We start from the raw sequence: 14,324 nt of genomic DNA, 5'->3' as shown, positions 1-14,324 counted from the left end.
TTGGGGCGTGGCAATTACGGTGTTGATCGCCGACGATCAAGCGATGGTGCGGCAGGGTTTCGGAGCTCTGCTCGCCGCGCAACCCGATATCAGTGTGGTAGGTGACGCACCGGACGGAAAGGTGGCGGTGGCCGAGGCGAAGCGGCTGCGCCCCGATGTGGTGCTGATGGATGTGCGCATGCCCGAGATGAACGGGCTGGACGCGGCGCGGGCCATCCTGGCCGCCGGATTCGATCCGCCGGTGCGGGTGTTGATGCTCACCACCTTCGATATCGACGATTACGTCTACGAGGCGCTGAGCCTCGGTGCGAGCGGCTTCCTGCTCAAGGACGCGCCCGCGGACGAACTGGTGCGCGCGGTCCGGGTGGTGGCCGACGGTCAGGCGCTGCTCGCGCCGACGGTCACCAGGCGGCTCATCGCCGATGTCACCCGCAGGCGGGCCGCGGCCCGCAGCAAACCCGCACCCGCGCTGACCTCGCTCACCCCGCGCGAGCGCGAGGTGCTGGAGCTGATCGCCAAGGGCATGTCGAACGCGGAGATCGCGGAATCCCTGTTCGTCGCCGAGCAGACCGTGAAAACCCATGTGTCGAAGGTGTTTTCGAAGCTCAACCTGCGCGACCGGGCGCAGGCGGTGGTGCTGGCCTACGAATCGGGTCTGGTCACGCCGGGCTGAAAACCGTTGCGGTTCAGTGCGAGCAGCCGCCGCCGCGCACCTCGCCGAGGTGGCGCGACAACATATTCGCCAGCTGGGTGAGCATCGCGGTCGCATCCTCGAATTCGCCCGTATCCGCCTGTGCGGCAAGGGCCACCGCGATCCGGCCGGACGGCGTCGGCACCACCCCGAACTGGCGGACGGTGTAAATGCCGGTGTCGTCGTCGGGACCCCAGCCGCCCTTGAACGCCGCACCGCTGATCACCCCGAGGCCCCAGCTCTGCTCCGGGGTTATCTGCGTCATCAACTGGGTGACCTGGTCGGATTGCGCCAGGCACGGCAGCCGGGACGCGAAGCGCACCTGATTGGCCAGCGTCCACTCGGTGCCGCCGAACGCCGAATAGTCGAGGTGGGTGCGCGGACCGGCGACGCTCGCCATGCCGTCGCCCGCCTCGTCGAGCACCGCCTGCACCGCGGCGGCGGCCTCCAGACCGTTGCCGAGCGATTCCCAAAGTTCCTCGGCCGCATCGTTGTCCGAGACGGTGATGGCGGCCTGCGCCTCCTCGAAGATCTTCTCGCCGGAGTCGTGCCGCAGCGCCGCCATGGCCAGCGGCACCTTGATGGTGGACCAGGCGATACCGGAGGTCCAGTCGCCGAATACGGTCATCCGGCCGCCGCCGACCGGCATGATCGCCATCCCCACCTGACCGCCGAGCGTCGGTTGCAGCTGGGTGAAATCGGCGGCCAGCGAATCGGGCATGGTCACCGAGAGGCCGGGGCGCCAGTGCGCCGCGGTGTTGACGGTCGGTGGCGTCGTGGGATGTGGATCACCGGAGAGCAGGCCGCACGAGGTGGCGGTGAGTAGGGCCGCGGTGCCCGCCGTGACGCGCAGCAGGGCCGGAACTCGATATTTAGCTCTCACCACCGCGTCCTCCCCACCACCCCTGCGCGTATCCGCTGTCGTCGGCGGTGCAAACTGATCCATGGGCCCGTCGGTCGTCGACCGATCGGTGGGTCATCATCGCAGACGCCGTCGAGCGGTGGCGAAGCGAGGACCTGTACACAGTTTGCCGATTGTCGTCGCGGATTTCGAAGCGATGTCGCGAACCGGTAACCGGGTACGCTCCGAATTTTGTAGGTCACCTGAAGGGGGGCGCGTTGCTGAACAGCGGAGATGTCTTCGCCGGCTTCACCATCGAGCGCATGCTCGGGCAGGGCGGTATGGGGTCGGTGTATCTGGCCCGCCATCCGCGGCTGCCGAGGCAGACCGCGCTGAAGCTGCTGAACCGCGAGCTGTTCACCGATGCCGAGGTGCGGGCCCGGTTCGAGCGCGAGGCCGATCTGGCCGCGCAACTGGACCATCCGAATATCGTCGCGGTCTACGACCGCGGCGAGGAGGACGAGCAGCTGTGGATCTCGATGCAGTACGTCGACGGCATCGATGCCGCGACGGTGCAGCCGCACAGCCTGCCGCCGGAGCGCGCGGTGCAGATCGTCGAGGGTGTCGCGGCGGCGCTGGATTACGCGCACGGCATGGGCGTGCTGCACCGCGACGTCAAACCGGCCAACATCATGCTGGCCCGCTCGGACGGCGGCAAGCGCGAGCGGGTGTTCCTCACCGATTTCGGAATCGCCCGGCTGCGTGAGGATTCCACGCATCTGACGCAGACCGGCATGTTCACCGCGACCCTGGCATACGCCTCGCCGGAACAGATGACCGGAGCGCATCTGGACAGCGGCTCCGACCAGTATTCGCTGGCTTGTTCGCTGTACTGGTTGCTGACCGGCGTCGGCCCGTTCGACGCGAACAATCCGGCCGAGATCATCCGCGGCCATCTGCAGTTGGCGCCGCCGCCGGTCGCAACCATCCGTCCCGGGCTGAATCCGGCGCTGGACCTGGTGCTCGGTCGAGCGATGGCGAAGCGGCCCGCCGAGCGATTCGGATCCTGCGGCGAGTTCGCGGCGGCGGCCAAACAGGCGTTGACCGCGCCACCGCCGCCGCCCGGGTATGGGCCCGCGCCGACGGTGGTAGCCAATCCCGCGCTGTCGCAGCCGGTTCCGGCGCTCGCCTATCCCGCCGCGCCGACCTATGCGAATCAGGGTGACGCGCCGTATCCGGGCCAGGTCGAGACGCCGCAGGGGCAGTCGTTCGCGCCGCAGTTCACCCCGGTTCCCGCGCCACCGCAGTACGCTCCGACCCTCACTCCGGCGTCGCAGTTCGCTCCGACTTCGGCTCCACAGTTCGCGCAGTCACCGGAACATGGTGCGGCGCAGGGGTTTTCGTCTCCTGCCTACCCGCCACCGCCGAATTATCCGCCGCAGGGCGGATTTCCGGCCACACCGCCGCCGAAGCGCTCGAATACCGGGCTGCTGGTCGGGATCGGCGCGGCGGTCGTCGTGCTGCTCGTGCTCGTCGTCGGGGTCATCGTGGTGGCGAATCGCGGTGGCGGCGGCGATGATTCGTCGCCGACGGCGGCGGGCAAACCGAGCGGCGCAGCGGGGCCCGCGGGATCGTCCACCGATCCGCAGGTGCTGGCCAAGGCGTTCCCGCAGGTGCTGCCGCAGGGTGTCGACACCAAATACGGTATCGGCAACGGCGACGGCTATCACGGTAAGAAATGCTTCCTGGAGACCAACGACCGCAACGACACCAAGCTGTCCGCCAATTCGGATGTGCCGAACTTCCCGAAGTGGGCCGTCGGCTGGGACTGCTGGGGCACCCCGATCAACGAGCCCAATATGATTGCCGTCGCGTTCAAATCGGCCGATGACGCGAAGGCCGCCGTCGCCGGATTCCCGTCCAATACCAGGGCGACGGAAACCAAGAACGGCAAGTCGGTGACCACCTACCGCTGGCAGAAATCGGGTTCCGGATTCCCGGAGGGGTTCATCGCGGTGAGCTTCGAGAACGACCCGCCGCGGGCGAACTACCTGTTCCTGGCGCATGTGACGATCACCGATACGGTGGCCTCCTCCGGCTTCGGCCTGACCAGCTCGGCGTGGAAGTCCTGGTGGTCCAACCTTCCGCTGTGACGTTGCGGCGCGGCATATTTCAGTCGACGGCCAGCGCCTCGACAATCGGCATCCGCGCGGCCCGCAGCGCGGGCGGTATCGAGCCGATCAGCGCGAGCAGCAGCGCCGCGGCGGCGTAGACCACCAGCATCGGGCTCGCCTGATAGACGACGTCGATGGTCATGGCGTGTCCGAGCGCGCGGGTCGCCAGGAACTGCACGGCGGCGCCGATCGCCAAACCCAGTGTGGCGCCGACCAATCCGATCCCGGCCGCCTCGGCGAGCACGGTGCGCAACAGGAACCGGCGCCCGGTGCCCATGGCCCGCAGCACCCCGAGTTCGCGGCGGCGGTCGAGCACCGAAAGCATCAGCGTGTTGAGCAGGGCGACGGTGGCGACGAGCACGGTGATCCACAGGATCGAATTGCTCAACGCCGTACCCTGTTCCACGCTGCTCGCGGTCTGCGCGGCCGCATCCTTCCCGAGATTGACGTACAGCTCGGGCGGTATCGCGGCGTGGATCGCCGCGAGTACGGCGGTCTGATCGGCGCCGGGCGCGAAGTTCGCGGTGATCACCGTCTCGCCGGGCCGCTGATACCACTGTCGCAGCACGTCCAGGTTCAGGATGACCACGCCCGCGATCGCGGAGAAGTACGGAATCACCCGCAGCACTTCGACCTTCCGGACACCGGTCGGCGTCGGCAGGTCGAGCGTCGAGCCGACGCGCACGCCTTGCGCGCGGGCGACGTCGCGGGAGATCACCACCCCGTCGCCGGCCGCGAGCCGATTCAGCGTGGCGGAGTCCAGGTCGGCCGGGTAGGCGCGCGAGTTGTTCGGGTAGCCCTGCAGCAATACCCGGCCACCGCCGAGCGAGGCCCAGGCCATCTGCGCCGCATCCACCCCGGTGACGCCGGGAACGGCGCGGATCTTCCCGATCAGATCGGGCGGCAGCAGCGGTCCGGTCGGGAATTCCAGCCACGAGGTGGGGCTGACGTAGATATCGGAGCTGGCCAGGTTGTCGAAGCTGGCGCCCGCCGAGTCGACGAGATTGCGCGACGCGTTGCCCATGGCGACGACGGCGGTGACCGCCATCAGCACCGTCATGGCGGTCGCCCAGACGCGGCGCGGGGCGCGCTCCAGCGTGGTGGCTCCGAGCGCACCGGGCGCGCCGAAGAGCCTGGCGACGGCACCGGTGGCGCGCACGATCGGCTCGGTCGCCGCGAAGCAGAGCACCACCGCCGCCCCGATCGAGAGGGAGATGGACGCCAGCGAGAGACGGCCGATATCCGCCGTCGCGATGACGATCGCCGCCGCCACCATCGCCGTCCCCAAAAGTACTGCGCTCCAACGCAGCAGCGGGCTCACCGCATCGGATTTCGAAACCCCGACCGGTACCAGCGCCTCGACCGGGCGCACCTTGTAGATCTGCCGTGCGGCGATCGCGGCCGCGCCGACGCTGGCGAGCACGCAGGCCGCCACCGCCGCCGGGATCGCGTAACCCGGCACCATATATTCGGTGCGCGCCTCCATCGACTGCACGACGGCGACGGGCAGCCGGTCGATGGCGTTGCGGCCCAGGAATATTCCGAATACCGCGCCGATCAGCCCGCCGACGATGCCGATCAGCGCCGCCTCGGCGAGCAGATCCCGGACCATCGGTGCGCGCCTGCCGCCGATCGCGCGCAGCAGCGAAAGCGTCGGACGCCGTTGCGCCACCGCCATACTCATCGCGTTGTAGATGAGGAAGCCGGAGACGATCAGCGCCGCGGCCGACGCCATGGTGGTCGAGTAGCGGATCAGCGTCACCGGGCCACCGGCCTGTGCCGTGCGCAGGCTCGGGTCGGCGACCACCGCGCGACCGTCGACCAGCTCGTTGAGCGCTGAACGCAGCTGTGCCGCCGAGGTATTCGGGCCCGGCACGATCTGGATGGAGTCCAGGTTGCCGGTCCGGCCGAGCAGTTGCTGCGCCAGCGGCAGCGTGGTGACCACCAGGTGGCCGCCGTTGAACCGATCGGCGGTGGCGTCATCGAGGACGGCGGCAACGGTGACCGTGGCCGAGCCGACCCGGAAATGTTCGCCCTCTCGGTAACCCGTTGCGCCGCCGACGATTACGCCGTTCGGCACGGTGAGCAGCCGGGACGCCTGGGTGCGCAGCGGTCCGTCGAGTGCGGTGCCGAGCGCGGCGATGCTGCCGTCGGCGCCGATCAGCAGCGCCTTCTTGTCATCCACGCCGATCTGGGCGCGCACCATCGGCACCGCCGCCGCGACCCCGGGCACCGCGCGGATCCGCGGCAGCAGCCCCTGGTCGAATCCGGCGTCGGTGATCCCGGTGACCTCCAGTTCCGCCTTGCCCGCAAGGCTTTTCGTCAACTTGTCCACCGATCCGGTGACCGAACCGGAGATGCTGAATACCGAGACGAGCAGTCCGGCCGAGACCGCCATCACGATCATCGACATGACGGTGCGGCCGCGATGGGCGAGCAACTCGCCGATATTGAACAGCCGCAATCGATCCCAGCCCGCGGTCATACGTTCACCGCCCGCTCGACCAGATCGTCGGAGTTGATCCGGCCGTCGCGCAGCGTGATCGCCCGGTCGCAGTAGGCCACCGCGCCCATATCGTGGGTCACCATCACCACCGAATTACCGTTGCCGGTAAGGCTTCCCAGCAGTTCCAGGATGGCGGCGCCGGTTTTGGAGTCCAGGTTGCCGGTGGGTTCGTCGGCCAGGATCAGCGGCGGATCCATGATCAGTGCCCGCGCCACCGCGACCCGCTGCATCTGCCCGCCGGACAGTTCGGCGGGACGGTGCTGGGCCCGGTCGGCCAGCCCGACCAGGTCCAGCAGCTCCAGCGCTCTCGGTTTGGCCCGGCGTAATGCGGTGCCGTCCAACAGCTTCGGGATCGCGACGTTCTCCCATGCGGTCAGCGTCGGCAGGAGGTTGAAGAACTGGAAGACGAAACCGACACGGTGGCGGCGGAATTCGGCCTGCCGCTCCTCGGTGAGCGCGCCGATTTCCGCGCCCTGGAACCGGATCGAGCCGCGGTCGGGGCTGTCCAGCGCGCCGAGCAGATGCAGCAGCGTGCTCTTGCCGGAGCCGGAAGGTCCGATGATCGCGGTGAATTGGCCGGATTCGACGCGCAGATCGATGCCGTCGAGCGCGCGGACGGTCTGGTCCCCGACGCGATACTCCTTGGTGATCTCGGACAGTTCCAGCATCGCCGGTTCCGGCATGATTCCCTCCCTTTTCCGATGCTCAGCGAGCGAGCACGGTTTCGTCCCGGTGTGTATGTGCGTCGAGCAGCGCGCGCAGCACCGGTTGTTCCGCGGCGAGCTCCAGATAGGCCTCCAACTCGGATTGACCCTGTATCTGGGCTTGGTCGAGTTTGGCGGCGAGATGGTTGTTCCAGCGATAGGCCAGCGCGCGCAGCAGACCGATCGGGCCGCCGAACAAGCGCTGCAGATCCGGTAGTTCGCGGAACAGGTCCGGGCTGTGCGGATCGCGGGCCGCGCGGTCGAGCACGGTATGCACGATCCGGGTGCGCCGGTGCTGATCTTCCCAGGACATTGGTGCTCGTCCTTCCCTATGAGCGTGGTTACCCCCGCTTCGATGTGATCATCACGCTACGGCCGGGTGACACCGGTGTCTTCGTGCCACGGACCCGAATCGCTCTCCTACCCCGGTAGGAGAGGGTGACCGCTCCCGGCACGATGTACCGGGCCCGACCAGGTCGCTAGCCTTGCTGTATGGATATGACCCAGGCCATGGGCGGACCGGGGCGGATGGCCGCCGCGGACGTATTCCGTGAGCGGGGACGTATCCGCGATCGGCTGCGGGCCTTCACGCGAAACCCGAGCGTCGCACTGCGCATCGCGCTGGAGGAACTGCCCTTCGATTACCCGCCGTCGCTGATCCTCACCGCCGACGCGATGGGCGCGATGGTCGGTATCGCCGCGGCGATCCAGCGGCACGCCTATTGGCCGACGCCGCTGCCGATTCTCGCGGTGCTCATGCTGTTCGTCTCGGTACCGCTGTTCTGCCTGATCGGGATCGTGCCGCATCCGGTACTGCTCGGCGTCGGCAGCCTGGTCGCGGCCGCGCTATTCCTCGTACAGCCGGTTTCGGCCGATTTCGCACCGTTCGTGCTGATGATCGGGGTGGGTGAGGTCGCGGCCATCGCGCCGAAGCGGGTGAGCCTCGTATTCGGCGTCGCCGCCATCGCCGAACTGATCGCCTTCGCCGTCTACGGGCATGTGCTCTGGGATGCGGCGGCGGTGAACTCCGAGGGCCTGTCCAGCTACTGTGCGGGTGTTGTGCTCGGCTGGATGGTCGGGGTGATGCTGCAATTCCAGCGCCGCCACCTCTATCAGGAGCGGGAGTATCAGCAGATCCGCGCGAACCAGGCGGCCGACGAGGAACGTCATCGGATCGCCCGCGAGGTGCACGACGTCATCGCGCATTCGCTCAGCATCACGCTGCTGCACCTGACCGCGGCCCGGCACACCCTGCAGACCGATCGCGATGTGGACGAGGCGGTAGACGCGCTGGTGGACGCCGAACGCCTTGGCCGCCAAGCGATGTCCGATATTCGCCGCACGGTCGGGCTGCTGGACAGTCGGCCGTCCAAACCCGCGCCCGAACCGGGGCTCGCCGATTTCGACGATCTGGTCGGCGATTTCGTGCGCGCGGGCCTGCGGGTCGACTATGTGTGCGATGGCGAGATCGACTCGGTGTCGGCCGCGCTCGGCCTCGCGCTGTACCGAATCGGCCAGGAATCGTTGGCGAATGTGGTCAAACATGCGCCGGGCGCTAGCGTGCGGGTCCGGCTTTCGGTGGACGCCGCGACCGCCCGCCTCACCGTCGACAACACCCTGCCCGGCGGACTGCCCGCGAAAATCGGCCAGGGCATGGGACTTTCGGGTATGCGTCAGCGCGTCGAACTGCTCGGCGGCCGGATCACCGCCGGACCGTACGACGACGGCTGGTCGGTTCGAGTGCGATTCCCGTTGGCACCGGCCAAATCCGGGGCGTGCGTCATATTCAAACAGGAGGCCACGTGACGGTACTACCGCACACCGTCGAGGACACCATCGAGGTTCTCGTCGTCGACGATCAGGAACTGGTGCGCGGCGGCCTGCGCCGGATCCTGCGCAGGCGTGACGGTTTCGTGGTGAGCGAATGCGCCGACGGCGACGAGGTGCCCGCAGCCGTCGCGGCGGAACGTCCCGACGTGGTCCTGATGGACCTGCGGATGAAGCGGGTCGGCGGGATCGATGCCACCCGGCGGCTGCGCGCGATCGACGGCGCCCCACCGGTTCTGGTGCTCACCACCTTCGACGACGATCAGCTGCTCTCCGGTGCGTTGCGCGCGGGCGCGGCCGGATTCATCCTGAAGGATTCGCCCGCCGAGGATCTCATTCGCGCGGTCCGCATGGTGGCGGGCGGCGGGGCCTGGCTGGATCCGTCGGTTACCGAACGTGTGCTGTCCACCTATCGCAGCATTCGCCCGGCGGTGGCGCGCACCGATCCTCGGCTGTCCGAGTTGACGGCGCGCGAGTACGAGGTGCTCGAGCTCATCGGCCGCGGCCGGGTGAATTCGGAAATCGCCCGGACGCTCGGTATCTCGGAAGTGACCGTGAAAAGCCATGTAGGACACATTTTCGGGAAGCTGGAGTTACGGGATCGGGCCGCCGCGATCGTCTTTGCGTTTGACCACGGGGTGGTGACACCCGGAGAATCCACTGTTTGACGGGCAGGCTCGGCTGGCCCGGGATGTGGAGGAACGACTTCGGTGGTGGCACCTGGGCCGAGAACCGGAACGCGGTTCGGGCCGTACGAACTGCGGTCGTTGCTGGGCAAGGGGGGTATGGGTGAGGTCTACGAGGCCTACGACACGGTGAAAGATCGGGTCGTCGCGGTCAAGTTGCTCGCCGACGAGCTCGCCAAAGACCCGGTCTATCAGGTGCGTTTCCGGCGCGAATCGCAGGCGGCGGTCCGGCTGGCCGACTCGCACGTCATCCCCATCCACGACTGGGGCGTCATCGACGGCACGCTGTTCATCGATATGCTCCTGGTGCGCGGCGTCGATCTGCGCACCCTGCTACGCACCCAGGGCCCGCTGGGTGCGGCGCGCGCGGTGCATATCGTCGAGCAGATCGCGGCGGCGCTGGACGCCGCGCATGCGGCGGGCCTGGTGCACCGCGATGTCAAGCCCGCCAACATTCTGGTGGCGGACAAGGATTTCGCGTATCTGGCCGATTTCGGCATCGCGCATACCGAGGGCGATGCCGCGGTGACGCTGGTCGGCATGGCCGTCGGATCCTACATCTACATGGCTCCGGAACGCTTCGACGCCGGCGAGGTGACCGGCCGCGCCGACATCTACTCGCTGGCCTGTGTGCTGCACGAATGCCTCACCGGCGCATCGCCGTATCCGGCGGCCAGCATGAATGTGCTGATCCGGTCCCATCTTTCGAATCCGCCGCCGCGACCGAGCCAGCAGCAGCCGGGAATTCCCGCGGTGCTCGACGAGGTGATCGCCCGCGGCATGGCCAAGGATCCGGCCGACCGCTATCCGACCGCGGGCGCGCTCGCGGCGGCCGCCAAGACCGCGCTCGCCGGATCGCCCGCGCCGAAGAGCGGGCCGACGCTGGTGGTGCGGCCGCCGGATCCGGCAGGCCGGCAACCGGATCCGACCGCGGTGCATCTGGGTCTGGTGCCGCCGGAGAGCACGGGGGAGCTGTCGTTGCCCGCGGTGATCACGCCGAGCGCGCCGACGGTGGTGCGGCCCACCGAAACCCAGTTCACCCCGCTGCCGCCGCAGCAGCCGGCCGCGCCGTTCGGGCCGCCCGCGCAGTTCCCGCCGACCACCCAGCTGCCGCCCGTGCGGCCGTTCCCGGACGCGCACCTCTATCCGGATAACCAACATTCCGGCCCGCATCCCGGCGCGCGCAGCTATCCCGAGAGCTATCCGGACGCCCAAGAGACGCAATATTTTTCGAGCGATCAGCCGGGCAACTGGACGGGGCCGGAATATCCGCCGAGCCGCCCGCCCTTCCAGCCCGAGCCGGGTCCGGCCCACCGCGCGCCCGAGGGATACCAGCAGGGTGGCTACCCACAGGGCGGCGAGTACGCGCTCGGCGGCTATGGGCAGGCCGGTGGGCATCCGCAGCCCGACGAGTACGGTCAGGCCGACGATTACGCGTATCAGGGCGAATATCAGGATTACGACGGCGAATACCAGCACGGGTACGCCGACGACTACGACGAGCCGGAGGCAGGCGAATACGAGACGCCGAGCCGTCGTCGCTCCATCGTCGCGCCGATCCTGTTCACCGTCGTCGCGATAGTCGTCGCCGCGGTCGGCATCGCGGTCGGCTGGCAGGTGCTCGGCAAACGCAATGCAGCGAACACCGCCACCAACACCTCCGTCTCGGCGGCGACAACTCTCGCCAAAACCACACCGCCGCAGAGCAAGACGACCACCTCGGCGCCATCCACCTCGACGACGACATCGACGCTGCCCGCGGGCGCTACGCCGTGCGGCCAGACGCAGGGCGGCGCACCGCTTTCGCACGCCGCGGCGGGCAACGGCGTGACGAGCTGTCCGTTCGCCGAGGCGGTTCGCCAGGCGTATGCCCAAACCGTTTCGGGGACAAGCGCTTCCGGCGGGCAGCGTAGCGTGGTTGCGGTGAGTCCGGTCACCGGGCGCAGTTACACGATGACTTGTACATCCGATGGTCAACTCGTCACCTGCATCGGCGGTGAGAACGCGGTGGTATATGTTTATTGAGCGAGGCTTGCGAAACCTGTTGTGCGGTATGGCTTTAGCCGCGGCTCTCGTGGTCACTTCGTGCGCGGGGAACTCCGGGCACGGTTCGACGACCGAGACCGGCATCACCGAGGCGGCGGCCAAGACCGAACAGGCCGGGCTGGCGATCACCGTACCCGGCACGCTCGCAGCCGGTTTCGTCGAACTCCAGGCCGGGGTGAAGGGCAAGATCGGTATGGCGATCATGCCGGTCGGCGGCGATCGGGCGGTGTCCTTCGGCTCGTGGACCTCCGGGCCAGCCTGGTCCACCATGAAGGTTCCGCTCACCATCGCCGCACTGCGCCGCAACCCGGCCACCTCCACCTACGCCGCGTCGAATGCGATCACCCAGTCCGACAACGCCGCCGCCGACGTGCTGTGGCAGTCGCTCGGCAGCAGCCAGGAGGCCGCGCAGGCGGTGGAGGCGGTGCTGCGCGAGGGCGGCGACACCAAGACCACCGTGCCCGCCACCCGCACCAGATCCGACGCGTCCTCGTTCGGGCAGGCCGATTGGGCGCTCACCGACCAGGTCCGGTTCGCCTCGCGACTACCCTGCCTGCCGCAGTCGGCGACGGTGATCAACCTGATGGAACAGATCACCCCGCAGCAGCGGTGGGGCCTCGGCTCGTTCAACAACGCGGAGTTCAAGGGCGGCTGGGGTCCGGATCTACAGGGCGCCTACCTGGTCCGGCAGTTCGGGCTGGTGCCCGCCGCGAACGGTGAGTTCGCCGTCGCGTTCGCCGCGCAACCGGATTCGGGCGCGTTCTCCGACGGAATGACGTTGCTGGACAAGATGTCCGCGCTGATCTCCCAGCACATGGGCGAACTCAGCGGCGGTAAGTGCCCGAGCTGAGGCTTGACCAGGTAACGGCCACACCTGAGAATCGCGAATACCGGGTGAGTGATATCGCAGGGGTGCCCGCGCGTGCCCGCATGTGGAGGTAACGGGGTGGAAACGCGGATCGGGACCCGGTTCGGTCCCTACGAACTGCGCTCGTTGCTGGGCAAAGGCGGGATGGGCGAGGTTTACGAGGCCTACGACACGGTGAAGGACCGGATCGTCGCGGTGAAGCTGCTTTCCCCCGATCTGGCCGCCGATCCCCGCTTCCAGGAGCGGTTCCGCCGCGAATCGCAGGCGGCGGCCCGGCTGGCCGAACCGCACGTCATCCCGATCCACGACTGGGGCGTCATCGAGGGCACGCTCTACATCGATATGCGCCTGGTGCGCGGCGAGGACCTGAAATCGGTGCTGCGCGAGCAGGGTCCGCTGCCCGCTGCCCGCGCCGTGCACATCGTGGAACAGATCGCGGCCGCGCTGGACGCGGCACATGCCGAGGGGCTGGTGCACCGCGACGTCAAACCGGCCAATATTCTGGTCACCGCAACGGATTTCGCTTACCTGGCCGATTTCGGCATCGCGCGCTCGGCCAGCGATCCGAGCGTCACCGGGACCGGTGTCGCCATCGGCTCCTACAGCTATATCGCGCCGGAGCGCTTCGACGCCGGTCCGGTTACCGGCACCGCCGACGTCTACTCGCTCACCTGTGTGCTCTACGAATCGCTCACCGGCGCACAGCCTTTCCCGTCCGACGGGATGAGCATGCTGATCCGGGCCCACCTTTCGCAGCCGCCGCCCCGGCCGAGTCGCCGGAATCCGCGGGTGCCAACGGCTTTGGATGAGGTGATCGCGCGCGGTATGGCGAAGGCGCCCGCCGGCCGGTATCCGACGGCGGGTGAGCTGGCCGCCGCGGCGCGCTCGGCGATCGACACCCCGCCCGCCGCGCCGACCGTCCGTACGCGACCGGCGGTGCCCGCCCCGCCGACGGCCAAATTCCTCGACCTCGGGGCCGCGCACCGGGCCGGATCGGTGAGTCATCCGGAACCGGCTCGGCCGCAGCGGATTTCCGGACCGCAGCCGATGCCGCCGCGCCCCGGCCTCGATCGCACGCCGCAGCCGAGCAGACCGGTGCCTCGACCGGGCCAACCCGGTTACGGGCAGCCCGGCCGGCAAAGGCCGAACCAACCGGTGCGCAATGATCCGACGCCGCCCGGTCCGGCGCGGCCGAGCGCGACGGAGATGAGCTGGCCCGCTATCCGAGTCGAGCCGGTGCGCGCGGAACCGCGTGCGGCGCAGGGGAATCGGCCGGGCCAGGCAGGCGATCCGAACCGGTCGGCAGCCCAGTCCAATCGTTCCGAGCCGCCGGGTAATTCGGCCGTGGCGCAGCCGAATTCGCATGCCGCGCAGCAGAATGCGGCGCAGCAGAACCAGAGCGGGCAGCGGCCGAACAGTGCCGCGGCTCAGGCGAATCGGTCGGAGCCATTCGGCGATGGCGCCGCGCCGCCGAATCAGACCGCCGCGCCGTCGAATTCGACCACCCGCGAGGCGACCGGTCCGCAACCCGTGCGGCCCAAGCGCCGAGTGCTGAAAACGCTGATCGGCCTGATCGTGATCGCCGCGCTGGTCGCGGCGGGCGTTGTCGGCTGGCTGCGGCTGCGACCCGCGCAGACGCCGACCCCGCCCGCCGAGCCGACGCACGTAGTGCAATTGCCCGCGAACGCACAGCCGTGCGCGAAGTTGTATCCGCAACCGGGCCGCTTCGCCTCCTCGGCCGTCGGCACCACGGTCACCTCGTGCCCGTTCGCCGAGGAGGTGCGCAAGGCGTTCAACGCGACCGGGGTCACCACGGGCTCCGTCACGGTCACCGCGCACAGCCCGGCCAAAGACCAGGACTACCAAATGATCTGCACGATGGGTGGCGACCTCGTCACCTGCAGCGGTGGCGAGAACGCCATCGTCTACCTCTACTGACGCCGTCCGCACCGGATGCGGGTGCGTCCGCACCCGGCGAGGA

11 protein-coding genes are annotated in these 14,324 nt (G+C 68.6%); 7 read left to right on the top strand and 4 right to left on the bottom strand.

Annotation, left to right across the window (positions count from 1 at the left end):
* Positions 1 to 7: 7 nt before the first annotated feature.
* The gene (locus F5544_RS34910) at positions 8 to 673 is read left to right on the top strand and encodes a response regulator (RefSeq protein ID WP_167477109.1); all 666 of its coding nucleotides are present in this window, start codon (positions 8 to 10) and stop codon (positions 671 to 673) included.
* Between the two features lie 13 nt (positions 674 to 686).
* Here F5544_RS34910 and F5544_RS34905 read toward each other — a convergent pair whose 3' ends face one another.
* Positions 687 to 1,577: a hypothetical protein gene (locus tag F5544_RS34905; protein ID WP_238846809.1), complete on the bottom strand. Its 891-nt coding sequence runs from the start codon at positions 1,575 to 1,577 to the stop codon at positions 687 to 689.
* A gap of 233 nt (positions 1,578 to 1,810) precedes the next feature.
* Between F5544_RS34905 and F5544_RS34900 the strand changes: the two genes are divergently transcribed.
* Positions 1,811 to 3,685: a serine/threonine-protein kinase gene (locus F5544_RS34900; RefSeq protein WP_167477108.1), complete on the top strand. Its 1,875-nt coding sequence runs from the start codon at positions 1,811 to 1,813 to the stop codon at positions 3,683 to 3,685.
* 19 nt (positions 3,686 to 3,704) lie between these two features.
* On the opposite strand, the gene F5544_RS34895 is transcribed toward F5544_RS34900, so the two are convergent.
* The 3 genes from F5544_RS34895 to F5544_RS34885 are packed head-to-tail and all read right to left on the bottom strand — an operon-like array spanning position 3,705 to position 7,229.
* Entirely contained in the window at positions 3,705 to 6,191 is a 2,487-nt protein-coding gene (locus tag F5544_RS34895; protein ID WP_167477107.1) for an FtsX-like permease family protein, read from the bottom strand.
* A complete protein-coding gene (locus F5544_RS34890) occupies positions 6,188 to 6,895 on the bottom strand; it encodes an ABC transporter ATP-binding protein (RefSeq protein ID WP_167477106.1) in 708 nt (235 codons plus the stop codon). The genes F5544_RS34895 and F5544_RS34890 overlap by 4 nt, the downstream gene beginning before the upstream one ends.
* Before the next feature lie 22 nt (positions 6,896 to 6,917).
* Positions 6,918 to 7,229 carry a hypothetical protein gene (locus F5544_RS34885; protein WP_167477105.1) on the bottom strand — a complete coding sequence of 104 codons (312 nt, stop codon included), beginning with the start codon at positions 7,227 to 7,229 and terminating at the stop codon, positions 6,918 to 6,920.
* Positions 7,230 to 7,408: 179 nt separating this feature from the next.
* On the opposite strand from F5544_RS34885, the gene F5544_RS34880 reads away from it, so the two are divergent.
* The 5 genes from F5544_RS34880 to F5544_RS46070 all read left to right on the top strand — a co-directional run bounded on the left by F5544_RS34880 (position 7,409) and on the right by F5544_RS46070 (position 14,281).
* Positions 7,409 to 8,722, top strand: coding sequence for a sensor histidine kinase (locus F5544_RS34880; protein WP_167477104.1), 1,314 nt, complete (start codon positions 7,409 to 7,411; stop codon positions 8,720 to 8,722).
* A complete protein-coding gene (locus tag F5544_RS34875; RefSeq protein ID WP_174867462.1) occupies positions 8,719 to 9,411 on the top strand; it encodes a response regulator in 693 nt (230 codons plus the stop codon). Before F5544_RS34880 ends, F5544_RS34875 begins: the two co-directional genes overlap by 4 nt.
* A gap of 45 nt (positions 9,412 to 9,456) precedes the next feature.
* On the top strand, positions 9,457 to 11,454 hold the full coding sequence (locus tag F5544_RS45870; RefSeq protein ID WP_194252475.1) for a protein kinase domain-containing protein: 1,998 nt from the start codon (positions 9,457 to 9,459) through the stop codon (positions 11,452 to 11,454).
* Positions 11,455 to 11,503: 49 nt separating this feature from the next.
* A complete protein-coding gene (locus F5544_RS34865; RefSeq protein WP_238846807.1) occupies positions 11,504 to 12,325 on the top strand; it encodes a class A beta-lactamase-related serine hydrolase in 822 nt (273 codons plus the stop codon).
* A gap of 96 nt (positions 12,326 to 12,421) precedes the next feature.
* The gene (locus tag F5544_RS46070) at positions 12,422 to 14,281 is read left to right on the top strand and encodes a serine/threonine-protein kinase (RefSeq protein WP_238846806.1); all 1,860 of its coding nucleotides are present in this window, start codon (positions 12,422 to 12,424) and stop codon (positions 14,279 to 14,281) included.
* Positions 14,282 to 14,324: the final 43 nt, after the last annotated feature.

This window comes from Nocardia arthritidis, assembly GCF_011801145.1.
In the GTDB taxonomy this organism is placed as follows: domain Bacteria; phylum Actinomycetota; class Actinomycetes; order Mycobacteriales; family Mycobacteriaceae; genus Nocardia; species Nocardia arthritidis_A.
The sequence above is the reverse complement of the archived record's forward strand: the minus strand, read 5'-3'. Positions and strand labels throughout refer to the sequence as shown.

What these genes read in the sequence shown, in the direction of transcription:
- F5544_RS34880 (WP_167477104.1), top strand. Translation starts at nt 7,409, where the DNA reads ATGGATATGACCCAGGCCATGGGCGGACCGGGGCGGATGGCCGCCGCG.
- F5544_RS34895 (WP_167477107.1), bottom strand. Translation starts at nt 6,191, where the DNA reads ATGACCGCGGGCTGGGATCGATTGCGGCTGTTCAATATCGGCGAGTTG.
- F5544_RS34890 (WP_167477106.1), bottom strand. Translation starts at nt 6,895, where the DNA reads ATGCCGGAACCGGCGATGCTGGAACTGTCCGAGATCACCAAGGAGTAT.
- F5544_RS34885 (WP_167477105.1), bottom strand. Translation starts at nt 7,229, where the DNA reads ATGTCCTGGGAAGATCAGCACCGGCGCACCCGGATCGTGCATACCGTG.